The organism is Microbispora sp. NPDC046933 (assembly GCF_040644635.1).
Taxonomy (GTDB): Bacteria; Actinomycetota; Actinomycetes; order Streptosporangiales; family Streptosporangiaceae; genus Microbispora.
Genome location: NZ_JBEYWW010000020.1, coordinates 165,734 through 183,908 on the forward strand (window position 1 = coordinate 165,734; position 18,175 = coordinate 183,908).

General features: G+C 69.4%; 11 protein-coding genes and 2 pseudogenes. 3 read left to right on the top strand and 10 right to left on the bottom strand.

The genetic code is table 11. The features are described from left to right. Positions 1–3: 3 nt before the first annotated feature. The 6 genes from ABZ857_RS26015 to ABZ857_RS26040 are packed head-to-tail and all read right to left on the bottom strand — an operon-like array spanning position 4 to position 11,299. A complete protein-coding gene (locus tag ABZ857_RS26015; RefSeq protein WP_357047098.1) occupies positions 4–900 on the bottom strand; it encodes a diacylglycerol kinase family protein in 897 nt (298 codons plus the stop codon). Then, complete coding sequence (locus ABZ857_RS26020) at positions 897–2,318, bottom strand: MFS transporter (protein ID WP_357047100.1); 1,422 nt, start codon at positions 2,316–2,318, stop codon at positions 897–899. Before ABZ857_RS26020 ends, ABZ857_RS26015 begins: the two co-directional genes overlap by 4 nt. Then, positions 2,315–3,820, bottom strand: a complete 1,506-nt coding sequence (locus ABZ857_RS26025; protein WP_357047102.1) for a cytochrome P450 — start codon at positions 3,818–3,820, stop codon at positions 2,315–2,317. Before ABZ857_RS26025 ends, ABZ857_RS26020 begins: the two co-directional genes overlap by 4 nt. After that, complete coding sequence (locus tag ABZ857_RS26030; RefSeq protein WP_357047104.1) at positions 3,817–6,480, bottom strand: SDR family NAD(P)-dependent oxidoreductase; 2,664 nt, start codon at positions 6,478–6,480, stop codon at positions 3,817–3,819. Before ABZ857_RS26030 ends, ABZ857_RS26025 begins: the two co-directional genes overlap by 4 nt. Beyond that, entirely contained in the window at positions 6,480–9,551 is a 3,072-nt protein-coding gene (locus ABZ857_RS26035; RefSeq protein ID WP_357047106.1) for an SDR family oxidoreductase, read from the bottom strand. The genes ABZ857_RS26030 and ABZ857_RS26035 overlap by 1 nt, the downstream gene beginning before the upstream one ends. Then, positions 9,548–11,299 carry an acyltransferase domain-containing protein gene (locus tag ABZ857_RS26040; RefSeq protein WP_357047107.1) on the bottom strand — a complete coding sequence of 584 codons (1,752 nt, stop codon included), beginning with the start codon at positions 11,297–11,299 and terminating at the stop codon, positions 9,548–9,550. Before ABZ857_RS26040 ends, ABZ857_RS26035 begins: the two co-directional genes overlap by 4 nt. Before the next feature lie 896 nt (positions 11,300–12,195). On the opposite strand from ABZ857_RS26040, the gene ABZ857_RS26045 reads away from it, so the two are divergent. After that, positions 12,196–13,914, top strand: coding sequence for a hypothetical protein (locus ABZ857_RS26045; RefSeq protein ID WP_357047109.1), 1,719 nt, complete (start codon positions 12,196–12,198; stop codon positions 13,912–13,914). A 66-nt stretch (positions 13,915–13,980) separates the two neighbouring features. On the opposite strand, the gene ABZ857_RS26050 is transcribed toward ABZ857_RS26045, so the two are convergent. The 3 genes and pseudogenes from ABZ857_RS26050 to ABZ857_RS26060 all read right to left on the bottom strand — a co-directional run. Further along, positions 13,981–14,898, bottom strand: a complete 918-nt coding sequence (locus tag ABZ857_RS26050) for an endonuclease/exonuclease/phosphatase family protein (RefSeq protein WP_357047111.1) — start codon at positions 14,896–14,898, stop codon at positions 13,981–13,983. A 92-nt stretch (positions 14,899–14,990) separates the two neighbouring features. After that, complete coding sequence (locus tag ABZ857_RS26055) at positions 14,991–15,374, bottom strand: hypothetical protein (RefSeq protein ID WP_357047126.1); 384 nt, start codon at positions 15,372–15,374, stop codon at positions 14,991–14,993. After that, positions 15,354–15,775 (bottom strand): annotated as a pseudogene (locus tag ABZ857_RS26060) (transposase); the annotation flags it as partial. The gene ABZ857_RS26055 and the pseudogene ABZ857_RS26060, both read right to left, overlap by 21 nt. 207 nt (positions 15,776–15,982) lie before the next feature. On the opposite strand from ABZ857_RS26060, the gene ABZ857_RS26065 reads away from it, so the two are divergent. Then, positions 15,983–16,378, top strand: a complete 396-nt coding sequence (locus tag ABZ857_RS26065) for a DUF6294 family protein (protein ID WP_357047113.1) — start codon at positions 15,983–15,985, stop codon at positions 16,376–16,378. 190 nt (positions 16,379–16,568) lie between these two features. After that, entirely contained in the window at positions 16,569–17,459 is an 891-nt protein-coding gene (locus tag ABZ857_RS26070; protein WP_357047115.1) for a hypothetical protein, read from the top strand. 296 nt (positions 17,460–17,755) lie between these two features. On the opposite strand, the pseudogene ABZ857_RS26075 reads toward ABZ857_RS26070, so the two are convergent. Next, positions 17,756–18,007, bottom strand: a pseudogene (locus tag ABZ857_RS26075) (transposase); the annotation flags it as partial. Between the last annotated feature and the right edge of the window lie 168 nt (positions 18,008–18,175).

Consider the following 18,175-nt stretch of genomic DNA (forward strand, 5'->3'; position numbering starts at 1 on the left):
CGTTCAGCCCACCTTGGGCACGGTCAGGGCGCCTGCCGCGCAATGGACGGTGAACGGCGGGGGCGGCAGCGGCTCCCCGTCGGCGAACGTGACGTGGCCGGCCGAGGCGACGTGTATCGAGCGCACGCGGAACCTGCGTGTGGAGGTGTCGGTGGCGCTGCGCACCCCGCTGAACAGGCGCATGGTCGAGCCGAGCGTCGCCGGCAGGCTGTTGGGCCCCTGGGTGGTGACGTCGAGGTAGCCGTCGGCGATGTCGGCGTCGGGGCACACGTGGAGCTTGCCGCCGCATCGGCCGGTATTGCCCACCGAGAACAGCACCGCGGGGAGCTGGGCCGCCACGCCGTCCAGGGTCACGTTGTAGACCCGGCCCCGGAAGCGCGGGAGCTCCAGCAGCGCCGCCACGTCGTAGCGGCGCGGGCCCGCCGGCCACTTCAGGCGTCCTCCCCGATCGGCCACCGACGCCGCGTACCCGATGGCCAGCACGGTGCCGAACCGCAGCGTGCGCCCGTCGGGGTAGACGACCTCGGCGAGGTCGACCTGCCGCACGTTGCCATCGGCGAGGGACTCCGCGGCGGCCTCGGCCGCGGCCACCGGGTCGGCGGGCAGTCCCAGCGCGTCGGCCATGTCGTTGCAGGTGCCGCCGGGAATCAGCGCGAACGGGACGTCCCGCCCGTCCAGGGCGCGCAGGGCCGTGTGGAAGGTGCCGTCACCGCCGACGGCGACCAGGGCCTCCGCCCCGCCGTCGAGCGCCCGCCCGCAGGCGGCGACCGCGTCGGCGCTGCTGCGGGTCGTCAGCACCTCGATCCGGAGGCGCCGTTCCAGCGTGGACAGCACCTGGGGTAACCGGTGGCGCAACCGCCCGCCGGCGGCGGAGGGGTTTAGGACGACGGCGACGTTCATCTGGACACCTCGATTGCTTGCGGTCGGGACACGCCGATCGCCGGGCCGGCGGCGTCCCTGGGAATGAAGAGGGCGACGAGTGCGGCGGCCGCGAGCACGACGGCGCCGAGCCAGACGGCGGGCCGGACCGCGGCCACGAAGACGACGGGGTCGGAGAGCGCGGGGTGGGCGCGGGTGACGACGGTGGTCAGCACGGCCACCCCGAGCGCGAAGCCGATCTCTCTCACCGTGGTGTTGGCCCCGCTCGCGCGGCCTCGCTCGCCCTGACCCACCGAGGCGAGCACGACGGCGGTGAGGGGGGCGAAGACCAGGCCCATCCCGATCCCGCCGAGGACCAGCATGGGCAGCATGTCGGAGTACGGCACGGCCGGCGCCATGAGGAGCGCGCTCCAGGCCAGCGTGGCCGCCTCGCACAGCAGGCCGAGGGCGATCAGGCGCCCGGCCCCGACCCGTTCGGTGACCAGCCCGGCCAGCACCGCGACCAGCATCGGCATCGCGGTCCACGGCAGAGTGCGGAGCCCGGCCTGGAGCGCTGAATATCCGAGGGGGCCCTGCAGGTACTGCATCAGCCAGTAGATCGCGCCGAACACCCCGAAGAACATCGCCAGCGACACCACGTTGCACAGGACGAACGCCGGAATCCGGTAGAACCGCAGCGGCAGCAGGGGGTGTCGCGCGCGCCGCTCCCAGGCGACGAACGCGACGCCCAGCGCGAGCGCCAAGCCGAGCACGGCCAGCACGGGCGGGGCGGTCCAGCCCTCCGTGCCGGCCCTGGTGATGCCCCACACGAGGGAGACGACCGCCGCCGCCGCCAGCGCCATGCCGGGCAGGTCCAGCCTGCCGTCGTCGCCGGTGCTCTCCTCGACCGCCATCAGGGTCACGGGAACGAACACCGCGCCGGTGATCGCGGTGATCCAGAAGACCCACGGCCAGCCCTGGGCCACGGCCAAGGCGCCGCCGACCAGGGGGCCGAGCGCGATGCCCATCCCGTTGACCGCGCTCCACAGGCCGATGGCGACGTTCCGCCGCCGCGGGGGGACTCCGGCGGCCAGCAAGGTCAGCGAGATGGGGAGCACGGCGGCCGCTCCGGCGCCCTGGACGACCCGAGCGGCGATGAGTGAGCCGATCGAGTCCGAGAGCGCGCACCCGGCCGATCCCAGGGCGAAGATCGCGATGCCGCCCGCGAACACCCGGCGCCGCCCGAACCGGTCGCCCAGGGCTGAGCCGGTCAGCAGCAGCCCGGCGAAGGCCAGGGCGTACGCGTGGATGACCCACTGCAGCGTGGACGGCGGGGCGGCCAGGTCGCGGGCGATGACCGGCAGGGTGTTCACCACGACCAGGTTGTTGAGCGAGACCAGGAACATCGGGATCGCCGTGACCAGGATGATCCGGCCCACGGAGCGGCCGCCTGCCGTCATGCCCGCACCTGCTCCTGCTCGGGCCGCGCCTGCTCGGGCCGCGCCTGCTCGGGCCGCTCCGGATCCGTGTCCGGGACTACGGGGTCCCTACGGCGCACGGTGACGCGGATCCCCTTGTTCGGGAACTTCTCCGGAAAGATGGTGATGAAGGCGCCGGGCTTGACCTGCTCCTGGTCCAGCGGCAGCGAGAAGCGGTAACGCTGGCAGGCCATCGCGACGGACGCGACCAGGATCGCGAGGGCCAGCGGCTTGCCGATGCACTGCCGCCGCCCGCCGCCGAAGGGCAGGTAGGCGAACTTGGGGCGGCGCCGCTGCTCCTCCGGATCGCGGAAGCGGGTGGGGTCGAAGGCGTTGGGGTTCTCCCAGACCTCCGGGTTGCGGTGCGTGCCGAACGCGCTGATCATGACGGTGGATCCGGCGGGGACATGGTGCCCGGCCAGTTCGTCGTCGGCGACCGGGTCGCGCGGGAACTGCCAGACCGACGGGTAGAGCCGCAGCGTCTCGTCCACCACCGACTTGGTGATCACCAGCTTGTCCAGGTCCTCGAAGGTGGGGATGCGTCCCTGCAGCACCCGGTCCACCTCCTCCTCGACCTGCCGCCGCACCGAGGGCGCCCGGGTGAGCTCGTAGATGGCCCACGCGAGGCTCAGACCGGTGGTCTCCGAACCGGCGATGAACATGGTCCGCAGGTTGTCGGGCAGCGCGTTCGGCGGCAGGTCGGACTTCATGAGCAGCCCGGCCGCGTCGTCGCCCGGGTCCCCCTTGGCCGTGCGCTCCTTCACCTCACGATCGATTATCTTGTCGAGGACCTTGTGCGCCTTGCGCTTGCGGCGGAAGTAGGCGATGGGCACCCACTTGGGGACCAGCAGCTCCTCGACGCTGCTGACGTTCTTGAAGATGACCTCCAGCGCGGCGGCGACGGCCTTGGTGAAGGTCCGGTCCTTGCTCGACAGGTCCCGGCTGATGAGCGCCTTGCCCAACACCCGGGCGCTGAGGTCCATCGTGTCCACGACGAGGTCGAACTCCTCGCCGGTGGCCGCGCGCCGCTCCCACCGGTCGAACACATCCTGCGCCGCGCCGATGGTCTCGGCGATGGACGCGCTGATCCTCTTGGGGGTGAACGCCGGCTGCACCACCTTGCGGTGCGCGCGCCACTCGGCGTCGTCGAGGGTGAGCAGGCCCATGCCCATGTACGAGTGGAAGGTCTTGTACAGCTTGCCGCGCCGGTAGTTGCCGATGTTGCCGACGAGCACCCGCTCGATCGCCTCGGGATTGGTGACCTGGATGTAGTCGTTGGGAATCAGGTTGATCTTGACCATCGAGCCCCAGTCCCGCTGGGTCTTGAGGGTGAAGTCCAACGGGTTGAGTCCCAGGTTCATGGTGATGCCGACCAGCGGCAGCCCCTTGGGGCCGGTCACGTCCTGCCTGGTCTGCTCGGCCGTCGCGCCGGTGAAGGGGCACACCCCGCCGCCGGTCCGTCCGTGGTCCTCGCTGACTGTCATCGTTGTCTCCTTGCGAACTCGTCACGGCCGAGGAAGGCGCCGGTCTCCTGGTCCACGTAGCCGAGGACCTGGCCGGTCGTCCCCTCGATCTCCAGCAGGACGTCGCCGTTCGCCGCGACGGCGACACAGAGGTTGTCCGCGGCGGCATCCTCAAGATCCAGATGCTCGGGCACGGAGTAGAGCTCCACCCGCCGGCCCAGCAGGGCGGCGTCGTTGTCCGGTCCGAAGGCCTCGATTCTGCGGATCGACCGGGGAATCGCCACGGGCGTCCACCTGCCGTCCACCAGATCGAGTACGGCGACCCGGGCCAGTCCGTCCAGGAGCACCGACGGCACCAGCAGGTCGGGGAACCAGCGCCGCACTCCCTCGGCGTCCAGCGCCAGCCGGGCGCGGCGTCCGCGTGGGTGCAGCCGGGTCCCGTCCGTGGAGACGAACACCTCGGTGAGCAGCGCCGCCGATGAGGGCGCGTGGTAGGGGTCGGCCACCGGGGTCGCGCCGGTGTCGTCCCACGCCTTCCACGAGGGCGCGGTCCGGTAGCCGTCACGCATCCTCACGGTGGCCGAGAAGTGCAGCCTGTCCTTGGCGAGAATCCGGCCGCCCGGGCCGTGCACGTCGCCCAGGATCCGCACCTGGACCACCGACTCCTCGGCGTTCTCGCTCACCAGCCGGGCGTGGATCTTCTTCGTCTGGGGACGGCCGTTGCGGTAGACCCGCAGGAACGACTCCAGCCGCACGTTCTCGAAGACCACCGGCAGCCGATGCGGGACCAGGGCCTTGGCGGCTTCGGCGGCCAGTTCGGGCACGAAGGTGCCCGGCAACGTCGGATAGCCGTTGACCACGTGCATCCTGAGGTAGCCGTCGCGGTCCAGGTCGAAGGTGCGCGACGCGGTCAGCTCACCGGGGCCGCGGACGACCTTGTCGAGGAACTGGGGCGGGTGCGCGCACCAGTCCAGATACTCGGGGACGGCCGCCGTGATCGCGGCGCGTTCCCTCTCGCCGAACAGCACGGTCATGGCCGGGGGAGCCGGGTGTCCCAGCTCGGCCAGGAAGTGCGCCACGCCCTCCTCGGTCGGGGTGGCGGTGAACTGGCCGGCCTTGGCCAGGAACGCCTTCATGATCGGGGTCGCGCCCAGGCCGATGTCGCGCCAGAGGGTCCAGCCGATGGTGAACTCGGTCTCGCCGCGCGCCGCCGCCCAGGCGGCCGAGCTGTTGAGGAAGTCGTTGGCCGAGCCGTAGTCGGTCTCGCCGTGCTGACCGGTGAAGCCGACGAACGAGCCGAAGTTGCACCAGCGGCGCGGCGGCGCACCGGCGAGCGCGCTCTTCAGGTTCAGATACGTGCGGAGTTTCAGGTCCCGTACGGCCAGGAAGTCCGTGTGGGACTTGGTGCCCACGGCCGAGGCCCTGTTGGTCCCGGCGACGTTGATGAGCAGGTCGATCTGGCCGTGCTCGGCGGCGATCGCGTCCGTTGCCCGGCCGACCGCCTCCCGGTCGCGCAGGTCGCAGTGGAGGTAGGCGACACGGCCCGCGCCGCAGTGCCGCTCCAGCTCCCGCAGGGTGCGCTGGACCGTTCTGGCCTCCTGGAGCCTGTCGAACGCCGCGTTCGCCTCGGCCACTCCGATTCGGCCGGGTCCGGTGATCAGCCCTTTTATGTACGCCGGACGTGTGGCGGCGGCCTGGTCGGGGTCGATGTCCAGCAGCTCAGGGTCGTAGACGTCCAGGCGGGTGCTGCCGAGCACCACGATGCGCGGGCCGTACCGCTCGGCGAGCGCCGTCAGCAGCGCGGCGCCGATCCCGCGCGCGCCGCCCGCCGCCACCACAAGGGACTCACGTGAGATGGGTGGCTCGGTGGGCCTGGCCGGTTCGGCGAGCGCGCGCAGGGTCAGTCTGCGGCCGCCCACGTGGGCGACCACCGGCAGCAGTTGGCGGTTGGCCAGCTCGGCCGCCCCCGCGTCGAGCGCCGAGGCGGCGTCGGTCTCCGTGTGCAGTGTGGCCACGATCGGCACAGCCGGGAGCTCCAGCGCCAGGCTTTTGACGAACCCGGTGAACAGGCCGGTGAACGGCAGCGCGACCCCCGTGTCGGTGATGCCGCCCACCAGCGTCACCAGGAGTGACTCACAGCGGGCCGCGTATTGCCGCACGACCAGGAACATGCGCTCGTGCAACCGCAGCAGCCGCTCCGCCTGAGGCGACCAGCCGGGTGCCGTCAGCGCCGGATCCGACAGGTCCACCAGGACCCTGATGTGCCGGGGCCCGTCGTCCTCCGGCAGGGCGGGCAGGTCGCCGTCGGTGTTCACCGTGATCGCGTCGTGCGGCAGCGCCAGCCTTCCCGGGTCGGTCCCGGTGACCAGCACCACGCCCGGCGGCAGGGCCGCGACGTCGTCGCGCACCCGCTCTGCGACGGCCGGCGCGAAGGAGAGGACGTACCTGTCGAGCAGGCGATCGGAATCAGCGCGTTCGGTGGCCTCGGCGGGCTCGGCCGGCCCGTACACCCCGTAGGCCCCCTGCGGTTCGTGCGGTTCGTGCGGTTCGTGTGGTTCGGAGGAGAGGCGGCGGAAGGTCAGGCCGCCCAACCTGACGTCGCCGGCGGACGCGCCGGTGAGCAGGGCCAGCAGGCCGGGGGCGCCGCAAGCGCCCGGAAGGGTGACGGTCGGCGAGGGCATCAGGCCCCTCCCTCGAGAAGTGCGTCGATCTCGGCCAGGACCGGCAGGTCCTCGCTCTCGGCGTACGAGCGCCGGGTGACCGCGAACAGGAAGGCCCCCTCGGTGGCGTCCGCGGCGACACCGCTCTCGGCCAGCAGCCCGCGCCAGGAGGGCAGGGTGTTGCCGTTGACCCCGGCGACCAGCGCGATGTCGATGTCGCCGAACTCCAGGTAGCGCCCGGCCAGCTCGAAGGCGCCGGCCAGTGAGTCGGGGCCGCCGTCCACCGCGATGTTCAGCCCACGCAGGTCGAAGTAGTTCGACAACCGGGCCGGCACCACGTTGGGCATCTCGCCGGGGAAGGAGTCCTCGACCGGCGCCGCGATCAGCTCCTGCACCCGCTCGTTGAACTTCTTGAACAACGTGATCAGAGGCTCCGGGTCGGCCGCCTGACGGGCCTCGCGCAGCAGCTCGTCCTGGTAGGCGCGCAGCGCGTACAGGATCGCGTTCCGCGTGGGGCCCACGTGTCCGACGACCACGCCGGTCCCGGCGCGGTTCCGGTCGCACGCCGCCCGGACCGCCGGGTCCAGCCGCTGCATACACTCGACGATCATGAGTTGGGCGCGGTCGGTGGCGCGGACGGCGCTGGCCGGCATCCGCAGCTTCTGGAACGGCGGCGGCGGGTAGACCTCGCCGAACGAGGCGGGCAGCGCGATGCGCTCCCTGGCCCAGCGCTCCACCGCGGCCTCGTCCTCACACCCGGGAAGATGGGCGGACCAGCCGACGAGCACCAGCGGCTCGGGGCGGCGCTCGCCGTACCCGAACGCGGAACGCAGGCCCGGTACGTGCTCCTGGAGCAGCACATGGGCGTTGGTGCCACCGAATCCGAAGCCGGAGACCGCGACGGTGCGCGCCCGTTCAGGACGGGCCGGCCACGCCACCGGCTCGGCCGGGATGGTGAGGTTGGTGGTGTCCGTGTGGAAGTACGCAGGCGCCTCGGTGAAGCGGTACTGGGCGGGGATGACGCCGTGCCGCAGCGCCAGCAGCGCGTGGATGATCGACACCACCCCGGCGGCCCAGCCGGTATGCCCGACCAGCGACTTGTTGGAGGTGACCTGGACCGGTCGTTCTCCGGCGTAGGCCGAACGCAGCCCGGTGAACTCCGCCTCGTCACCCGCGGGCGTCCCGGTGGCGTGGGCGATCACCCAGTCCACCTCGCCGGCCCGCATCCCCGACTTGGCGAGGGCCCGCTGGACGGCCAGCTCCTGGCCGCCGCTGGACGGGGCGTAGATCGCCTTGCCCTTGCCGTCGGCGGACAACCCGATGCCGGAGATGACGCCGTGGATGCGATCGCCGTCCGCCAGCGCCCGGGACAGCCGTTTCAGCACCACGACTCCGGCGCCGTCGGAGAACAGCACCCCGTCGGCGGACTTGTCCAGGGCGCGTACCTCACCGCGCCTGGACAGGCCGTGCAGTTTGGAGAACAGCACCGACCCGGAGGGAGCCAGCGCGAACGCCCCTCCGCAGACCGCGATATCGGCCTCGCCCGCCATCAGCGCGCGTACGCCCAGGTCGATCGCGTACAGCGACGACGAGCAGGCGGTGTCGAGCATCGTCACCGGAGTCTCCTCCGGCAGCAGGCCGTGAACGGCCAGCCGTCCGACGCGATGCGGCGGCAGCGCCTGGTCGCCGAGCGGCAGGCAGCGATCCAGCAACGCGCGGAGCTCCGGGTCGTCGGGATCGACGTCGTTTCCGGCGGCGAAGTCGCGGACCTCCCGGCGCACCAGGGATTCCTGCAGGTGCTGGCTGCCGTCGGGGGTGTACCCGACGACCACGCTGAACCGGTCGCCGGCGTCGCGCCGCACGCCGTCGAGGGCCTGGTGGACGCTGTGCCGTAGCCAGAGCGCCGTGTAATCGAGGTTCTCTCCCAGGTCCGCCAGCTCGGCGGCGAGCGCGTGATGTGGAGTGAATTCGGTCATGAAGCCCGACCGGCGCTGATAGGTCTTGTCCGGAGTGGCCGGGTCGGGGTGGTGGAAGCCGTCCACCGGCCAGCGGTCGGCCGGCACCTCGGTGAACAGCTCGGCGCCCTCGTTCAGCAGCTTCCAGAACTCCTCCGGTCCCGAAGCGCCGGGTACGGCCAGGCCCATGCCGACCACCACGACCGGGTCCTCGTCTTCGGCGAGTTCCGGCGCCGGTTCGGGTGCGGTGACGGACTCAGGGACGGACGCAGGGACCGACACAGGGACCGACATAGGGACCGACATAGGGACCGACGCAGGGACCGACGCCGTGTCCGGCGTTCTGACGTCGGGGTCGGGGGACATGGCCCGATGCAGGAGGCCCAGGCCACCGTCGGCGACGACGGTCTGGCCGGTTATCCATCCAGCGGCCGGCGTCGCCAGGAAGGTCACGAGGCCCGCCAGGTCCGCCTCGGATGCCAGCCGGCCCAGCGGGGTGGCGTCCACAGTGTTGTCCCGCACGGAGTCGAAGCGGGGGAACATCCGGCCGACCTCATTGTCGATCAGCCCGGCGGAGGCGGCGTTGACGCGGATGCCGTCGGAAGCGAACTCGGCCGCCAGATAACGGGTGAGGCTCTCCAGCGCCGCCTTCGAGATCCCCACGCCGAGGTAGTTGGCCGGAGCGTAGGAGGCGCCGATCGAGGAGACGTTGACGATGGCGCCGCCCCCGGCCCGGACGAGCAGCGGCCTGGCGGCGCGGGAGCACCACAGCGCGCCCTTGACGTTGGTGGCGAACGCCCGGTCCAGGTGCTCGTCGGTGAGCTCGTCGAGGCTGACGAACACCCCCGCCGCCGCGTTGTTGACCAGGATGTCCAGCCGGCCGTACCGTTCGCCGATCTCGGCGAACATCTTCTCGACCTGCGCCGGCTTGGCCACCGAGCCGCGGACGACCCCGGCGCTGCGCCCTTCGGCCGTGAGCTCGGCCACCATCTCCCGGGCGGCGTCGTAGGAGTGGAAGCACCCGACCAGTACGGTGGCCCCCGCCTCGCTCAGCTGTCGGGTGATGTGCCGTCCCACGCTGCCCGCGCCACCCGTGACCAGCGCGATCTTGCCTTCCAATGTGAAGCCTTCGCTCATCGGGCAGCGACCTCCGCTCCGTCGAGCGCGGCGCACACGAAGCCGACGACGGCGCCGAAGGTCGGGTAGTCGGCGACCCGGAAACCGTCGGGGCGCATTCCGAGTCCGAATGCCTCGGCCACCTGGGCGAACATCTCGGTCTGCTTGACCGAGTCGACGCCGAGGTCGGCTTCGAGTTCTGCTCCGTCCTCGAACACCTCTTCCGGGTATTCCAGGACCCGGGCGTACAGCTGCCTGATCCGGGTCGCGATCTCCTCACGGTCCGGGACGGCGGCGGCTTGGGCACTCGTGACCTGCGCAGGCGTGACGGGCGGCGCGGGGACCGGCCCCGAAGCAGGCGCCGAGGCAGGCGCAGGGGCAGGCGCGGGGGCAGGCGCGGGGGTCGGCGACGGCACGGGAGAGGCACTCCGATGGACGAAGTCCACGACGGCGCCGAAGGTCGGGTAGTCGGCGACCCGGAATCCGTCGGGGCGCATTCCGAGTCCGAATGCCTCGGCCACCTGGGCGAACATCTCGGTCTGCTTGACCGAGTCGACGCCGAGGTCGGCTTCGAGTTCTGCTCCGTCCTCGAACACCTCTTCCGGGTATTCCAGGACCCGGGCGTACAGCTGCCTGATCCGGGTCGCGATCTCCTCGCGATCCGGGACGGCGGCGGCCGGGGCGGCCGGTGACGGCGCGGACACGGGAGCGACGTCGGGCACCGAGACGTGGGCGGGACCGGCCACAGGCGCGTCGACGCTCAGAGGGGCGGCTGTGTGAACGGCGGGGGGCGCCGGAGTCGCGGCGGGGCGCAGGAAGGCCGCCACCTCGGAGACCGAGCTGGTGCGGCCCGCCAGCGGAACCAGGGCCAGCGTGCTGGGATCGATCGTACGGGCGAGGTTCGTCAGCGTGCGGCCGGCTCCAAGCTCGACCCAGATCCGGGCTCCGGCGTCGGAAAGCCGCCGCACGCTGTCGCCGAACTGCACGGGAGTGACGAAGTGGGAGGCCAGCAGTGGGCCAAGCTCCTCACCGGCCCGGTAGTACCGGCCCAGGATCGGCGAGTAGACGGGCGTGCGCAGGTCACGGGCCCGCACGCCCGCGATGCGGCGCGCGAAGTCGGCTCGCGCCTCCTGGAGCAGGGGGTTGTGGAAGGGATGCGGCGCCCGCAGCGGCGTGCCCTGCACCCCGATGGCCGCCGCGATCGCCTCGATCCTCGTGAGTGCGTCCGGCGTGCCGGACACCGTGGTCTGCTTCGGCCCGTTGTCGACGGCCACGACGGCGTCGCCGTCACGAAGCAGCGCCAGGATCTGCTCGGCCCGGTCCCGCCCGCAGGAAAGCGCGAGCATCCGGCCGCCGCTGGTGTCGTGTTCCCGCAGCGCCAGGATCCGGTGACAGAGCACCTCGGTCCCCTCGGCGACGGTGAGTGCTTCCCCGGCGACGAGCGCGGAGATCTCACCGAGGCTGTGTCCCACCAGCAGAGTGATCTCCGCGCCGTGGCGGCAGAGCAGCTGGTGCAGCGCCACGGACGTGGCGAAGGCCGCGACCTGCAGCACGTCCGGCGCGTCGGACAGCAGTTCGTCGGCCGTGGGGGGTGAGGTCATCAGGACCGTGTCCTTGAGCCCTCGCCCCAGCATCCGGGTCGCGATCCCGTCGATCTCATCGACGACCTGGCGTACGTGGTTGTCGGTCAGCATTGACTCCAGGCAGCCAGGTGAGTACGCGCCCTGGCCTGGAAACGCTCCAATAGTGATCTCTGCTACGCGAATCATTTGCCACCTTCCGGATGTTCGCCGCGGCAAGGATCTTTCGTGGGACCAGTGTTGAAGCGGTCAATATCGCCCACCTATAAACGATCGATACTGGTGGCTCACATCAGCGAAGGCCGGTTCGTGCGGTCGCGCGGAATGGTGAATCCGCTGGTCGAAGTCGTGCAGCGGCAGGTCGCGCTGCGAACTCCCGAGGCCACCAGCGCGGCCTGATCGATCCGCCGGCGTGAGAGGCGTCGCCACCGCCAGGTCTGGCAGCTCCCGCCCGACAGGTCGTTGCGCCGCCACCATGCGTCACTCCACCTGGCCCTGGTTTCTGGACGCCGCTGCCGGCTGAGGTGGCGGCAGGCGCCTGTGCCGAAGATTTGGTGAGTGCCTCCGGCGGGCACGCCTCGGGCCGTCTCGTAGTCGAAGCCCGCGCCGAGGTGGCCAGGGGAGGCGGGGCGCGATGAATCCCTGCTTCCGGGTGGATGCCTGCATTCGATGGACGACAACCGCATCCGTGAGCCTGCCGGCCGTGATCGCCGCGGTCGTCTCGTACCGACACATACATGAGCCGGCCTTGCGGCAGGGCGGCAGTGAGCGGGGAGCGGCCCTCATGTCGTTGCCAGTAGCGCCCTGGGGGTGCGCGCCCCGGTCGAATACGAGACGCTCTACGCGAAAACGCAGCTGGCATGACGGCCGACCAAGCCGAACCCAGGGCGCGTCAGTGTGAGATAGCCGGGAATCGATCGTGCGTTGACTCGCACAGCGAGCCGGGCGCACGTTTTGCGCGACTGAACGGACAGTGCCATCGTGACATCTGAGATCGTGGGAACTGTGGGGCGCGGATAGACCGTTCCAATAGGATTTCGCCGCCAGAAGACCGGAGCGTCCGAATTTTGGGCGAAGGGAGAGAAATGGGCAATACCGCCGACTCACCTGTTGCGGACGATCCGACGCCCGACTCGGATATCGACTCGACGACGGCATCGACGGTCCTGGCGGAGGTGCTCCCAGGAGTTGCTGTCGTCTTCGGCGAGGTTCCGGAGGAGCTCAAGCTCGATTTGATCGACTTTGGGCTCGTGCCGGCCGCCGACCGCATGCAGATCTCCACAGTGCTCGCCTCGATCGGAAACACGGCGACCGTGGCCGGCAACCTCGGAAACACATTCGCCAGCGTGCAGGGGCTCTACAGGATCAGCGACGCGACACAGGCCCTACTGAAGGCCGGTGGAACGCTCGCCGTCAAGGATGGCGCGAACCTCGGAGCAGTGTTCGCCAACGGCAAGATAATCGCTCAGGCCCGTTTCATTCCCTTGAGTGCGGTGAACGTGGCGCAGACCGCGGCTGCGATCGGGCCGGCGCTGGCCATGGTCGCCCTTCAGATGCAGCTGAGTGAGGTCACGGGGCTTGTCAGGACCAACATCGCGCTGACAAGCCAGGTGCTCGCGACTATCCGCCACGCACAGTGGGCCGAGCTGACGGCGCTCGTCGCCACCGTCGAACACACAGTTGACCAGGCGCGAGAAATCGGATCGGTCCCGACGTCCCTATGGGACACCGTCGCGGGCAAAAGGGCGGACCTGCGTACGCAGCTTGACCTGTACCGAATGAACGTCGGCAATCACATCCGGCAGATTCACCGGCTCGACACACATGCCCGCCGTGAGTATCTCGAGACGAACGCCGAGGCAATCCTCTTCGACGCCAACGCCCTCCTGTCTTCCGTCAAGGCATGGACCGGATACCAGGCGCTCCACGCCGCGCGGGCCAGAGCCGCTGGATCCGAAGACGTCGGCGAGGCCCGGCTCGTCGACACCATCGCGCGCCACACTCGCAAGGAGCTCGACTCCGCTCTCGCTGAGACGACGAGCCTCGTCGACTCGCTGACGCGAGAGCTACGAATCATCGCCGAGCTCCCCGGACGCGACACACTGCCACTGCCGGGGAAGCGGAGGGACTCCAAGGCAGCCCGTCAAACCTCTGCCCGTCTCTTAGAGGCGATCAAACCTCTTGCCGATGCTCTCCATCCGCCAGCCCCTCCGCTCAAGGCTCCGGGCGTCGTCTGCGCCCCCAAATCGCTGGATCTCGAGCCGTACCTTCGCATCCTGCGATGGTTCCTCGAGGACGGTGAGGACCTACGCGTCCTCGGCTTCCCCGACCAGCTCGATGCCCTCGATCCAGTTTCTGCGATCTTCAGCGGAGCGAAGGAGAAGTTGGCGGCAGCGATGGACAAGGCGGCGGCAAAGACACTCGTCGCCGTCACGGATCGTCGCATCATCACGGCCAAGACGAACGCATTCCTTGAGGAAGGCGAGATCCGTAAGGACATCCCGATTGACCGAGTGCGATACGTCCGAGCAGCGACCACACAGGACAAAAGCGGGCGGTTGGCGATCGACCTCATCACACGAGACGAGAACATCCGGTGGCTCTTCCACGCTGACATCGACAACTCTCAAGTGGACGCGCTCGCCGCCGTGCTGGCGGAGTCGATGACGATCCCGGACGTCGAACGCGATGAGCTTCAACGGCGGCGCTACGCCTCCATCGAGGCGGGCAAGAAGGACGAGAGTGCTGGCACGAGGTCTACGGAACCGACTGAATCCGAGGCCATGACCTGCGATGCCGAGTAGGTCTCGAGCCGATTGACGGGGAGCCGCCCCGACCGCACGTAATCCTGGGATGACCTGCCCCACCGGTCAAAGGCGGATGTGGGCGATGATCGGTAGGTGGTCGCTGCCCGTTCTCGGCAGCGGGTGGATGTCGGTCACCGTCATAGCGCGGGTCAGGATCTGGTCGATACGTGCCAGCGGGGCGCGGGCCGGCCAACTGAAGGCGAAATCGCGGGGTGGGGCTGCCATCAGCGAGAGGACCGGGCGCAGCCCGCGGTCGTCGACGGTGCTGTTGAGGTCGCCGAGCAGAAGGATGCGGTCGAGCGGTTCGGCGGCCAGCACCGCGCCGAGCCGGTGGGCGCTCTCGTCGCGGCGTACGGCGTCGAATCCCCCTGCACCGATGCGTACCGAGGGCAGGTGGGCGACGTAGACGGCGAGGTCGCCGTGCGGGGTGCGGGCAACGGCGCGCAGCCCGCGGTTCCAGTCCGGGCCGACGTCGTGCGGGCGGATGTTCACCGTGGCCGTCTCGGTGAGAGGGAAGCGGGACCAGAGGCCGACGGTGCCGTGCACCGTCCGATACGGGTACTCGGCGTGCAGCGCGGCCTCCCAGGCCGGCAGGGCTGCCGGCAGGAGTTCCTCCAGGCCGATCACATCCGGCCGGGCCGCGATCAGCGTGCGCGCCGTGCCGGCCGGGTCGGTGTTCTCGTCACTGACGTTGTGCTGCACGGCGACCAGGTGATGTGGCTGTTCTCCTCGGGGTAGCAGGTGTCCGCCGAACTGGGCGAACCAGGCGGCGACCGGCAGCAGCGTGGCCAGCGCACCCGCCGCGGAGCGCCGCCACCAGGCCAGGCCGAGCAGCACGGGAACGGCCAGCGCGAGCCACGGCAGGAACGTCTCGACCAGGCTGCCGAGATGACCGATCCCGTTCGGCATCAACTGAGGGAAGGCCAGGACGGCGGCGGTCAATACCGCGACGGTGACCAGGGCGGCACGGAAGATCGGCACGCGGCGATTTTCGCAGGCCCCGCCACTTCCGGCATCGCCTACGCCGCTTCGACGTGGACGGCGCCACGCTCGACGACGCCGAACGGCATGTATCACGTCAAACGGGACATCGGGGCAGTTACCGCTGAGCTGTCGCCTCCTTGGCCGTGCCAGCGCGGAAGCAGGACAGGCTGATCGCCCAGATCGAGGAAATCGACGCGGACGACGCGTTCTGCCAACGTCTGCGAGCCCGCTTCGCGGAGCTGGAAGGTGAGCGCCGGACCAAGGCGCAGGAGCTTGCCGATGCCGAGGCGAGTCCGCCCGCTCGTGACCACCGAACCGACCTGCTCCACAAGCTCCCGATGCTCCAGACGAAGCTCGCTCTGCCCGAAGAGCTCCAGCGCGAGCTGTTCACGGCCTTCCGCCTGGGGATCCGCTATGACGCCCGCCTTGGGGTGGCGTTCTCGGCCCAGCGGGGATGCATAGGCCAAGAACACGCCGAGCTGGCAGTTTTCGATCCGGCCCGCCGCACCGGAGTACTGACGCTACACCCCAGCCGACTTCGTGCCCTTCTTGATGAAGCCGGTCTCGTCCATGATCAGCACCCCATCCCGGTGCCCGAGGTGGTCCACCACATACGCCCGCAGATCCGTCCGCACACCCCGGGCGTCCCAGCGGGCGCTGACCAGCAACCGCTGCATCCGATCCGGCATCGCTTCGCTAGCCGCCTCAGCCAGCTGCCAGCCGTTCTTCCGCTCCACCGGAGCCAGCAAGCCAGTCATATCGCCCTCGCCTGACGCCGCGGCTCCACCCGCCCGAACCGACCCGACACCCGCACGAACAACGCATCCAGCCCGTCCACCCACTGCTGAAGGTCACCCGCGGCCAGTCCACTCATGATCCAAGACTGAAGATCACAAAAACTGGCTGTAGCACTAAGGAGCGTGCGAAAGCGCTAATCAAGCGATTTGCAACCCAATGGCCGTATCAGTGATGCGTAAGACCATCATGCTCCACCTGATCAACGACCGTCAGCTTTCAACAGCTGCCAACGAAAGGAAGTGCCGTGAAAAGCATCCGAAGGGTAGCAGGTGTAGCCGCGAGCATGGGTGCCCTCACCCTCGCCCTGGCGCTCCCCACCGCCGGGACAGCCAACGCGTCCACTTCCGATCAGGTCACGTTCACCTGGAGGGGTTACCTCACCGCGGGCTCATGCACGATCGAACCCGGCGCCAAATGGACTCTGTACTCGGACGGCACGGCGCGCCTGGACGCCACGGTCTTCAGTCTTGACGACAACGACGCCTGGCTGATGTGGGCGCACCTGCTGGACGGGCGCAAGGCCGTGCTCGGCGACATACAGGTGTACCGAAGCAGCAGCACCAAATTCGTCAAGAACCTGCCCAGCCATACGCGAAGCTACCGATGGATCGCCTGGGGCCAGTTCGACCCCTCCCTGTTCGACCTCGTCAAGCACATGTCACTGAGCAAGCACTGCTGAGGCCGAGGCGGCCGGCGATCACGGGCTCGACCCGGACTCCGACACCAAGGAGAAGACCAAAAAACGCGCCGCCCTCGCAGTGGCCGCACTCGCGGACGCCGGACTCCCCGTCTCCGTTCCGGACTCCTCCGCCGCCGGGATCATGCCCGGCGACCACCTCATCGGGAACGACCACCTAATCAGGAGAGTCATGCGTACCCTCAAGAATCTCGCAGCCGTCCTGACCGTGACCGCCGCCGCCATCTCGGTGGCGGCGCCCGCACAGGCGACGCCCGCAGGCGCCACCCAGGCGCAGAATTCGCATGCGCAGACGGCACCGTCGATTGTCGCCTACCACGGACTCACCTCGGCCCAGCAGACCGAGCGGTTCAATACCCTGTCCGCACAGGGCTACCAGCCCATCACGGTCAGCATCTCAACCGACAGCTCGGGCCGCTCCCGCTACGCCGCAGTGTGGTCGTCCTCTGGTGGCGCCATGGGCGCTGACCTCCCCTGGGCCATGTACCAGGACATGTCCTCAGCGGGCTACCAGAGGCGCTTCGACCAGTACACCGCGCAGGGCTACCTGCCCGCCGTGGTCAGCGCCACCGGCTCCGGCGCAGACGCCCGCTTCGCCGCCATCTTTGTAAAAAGGTCAGGCGTTCGGTACATCGCCAAGCACAACATCACCCCTAAAGAGCTGGACAGCACCAACGCAACCGCCCGTAAGGACGGCCTGTGGCTGACCTCGGTTGACGTGTACGGCACCGCTGATGCCCCCCGGTACGTTGCGGTCTGGTCCTCCAAGCCCGGCGGCTTCGGATGGCATGTCAGCTACGCCCTGACCCAGGAAAAGCACAATATCGAGTTCAAAGACGCGACGGCGCTGGGCGCCTGGCGCCCCACCGTCATCACGGTGTGGCCCAACGCCCGCTACACCACCGTCTGGCGCGACGACGACAAGCCCGGCTCCTGGTACTCCTACGTCGGCATGACCGCCGCCGGCTACCAGAGCCGGTTCAACGAACTGAAGGCCAAGGGTTTCTACCCGTTCCAGATCAGCGTCGAAAACGGAATCTACGCCGCCATCTGGACCAAGTGACACCCGGTTCCGCCACGATGCCTCTGTCAGAAGCAGTCACACAGCAGGGGCTCGGCTCTCAGCCGCCGCGTCTGGCAGCCGAGCCACCCCGGGCTCAGGGTCGCCCGCCAGCCGCAGCTCGGGGAATCGCCTCCGACACCATGCTCATCGGCTACGCGCGGGTCTCACCGCCGGTCAGAACCCCGATCATCAGATCGACACCCTTGATGCGGCTCCGCGAACTCACCCTTCCGGCGTGATCGAATTAACCACTAGGGTCGCGGCTAGATGCAAACGCTCGTCGTGTCGTAGACCAAGTACCAGTACACGGTCTGCCAGGGCGGGAAGTCGAACGGCAACTGATGCCAGGCGCACTCGCTACGCACCACATACAGGATCGCATCGACGGTCTCCCGGCGCGGATGCTTCTCCAATCTCCCGCCGGTGTTGGGCGCGGGAAGCAGCGGCTCGGCCAGGGCCCATTGGGCGTCGGTCAGGTCGGAGGGATAGCGGCGCTCACGTGGCACCCAGCCATGATCGCGATCCGACCGGCTGTTCGCCACGAGCAAGGGCGGGCTCTACACCAACTCGGCGATCTCCCGCGTGTGGAAGGAGGTCCGCAAACTGGCGTTCACCCCGGAACTGTCAATCCCCTGAAAGCGTGGAGACGGTCCTATGCCACAGCGGCCCTCAGCAGGGCCGTTGACGATTGCCTCTTCTCGATCATCTGACGCTCG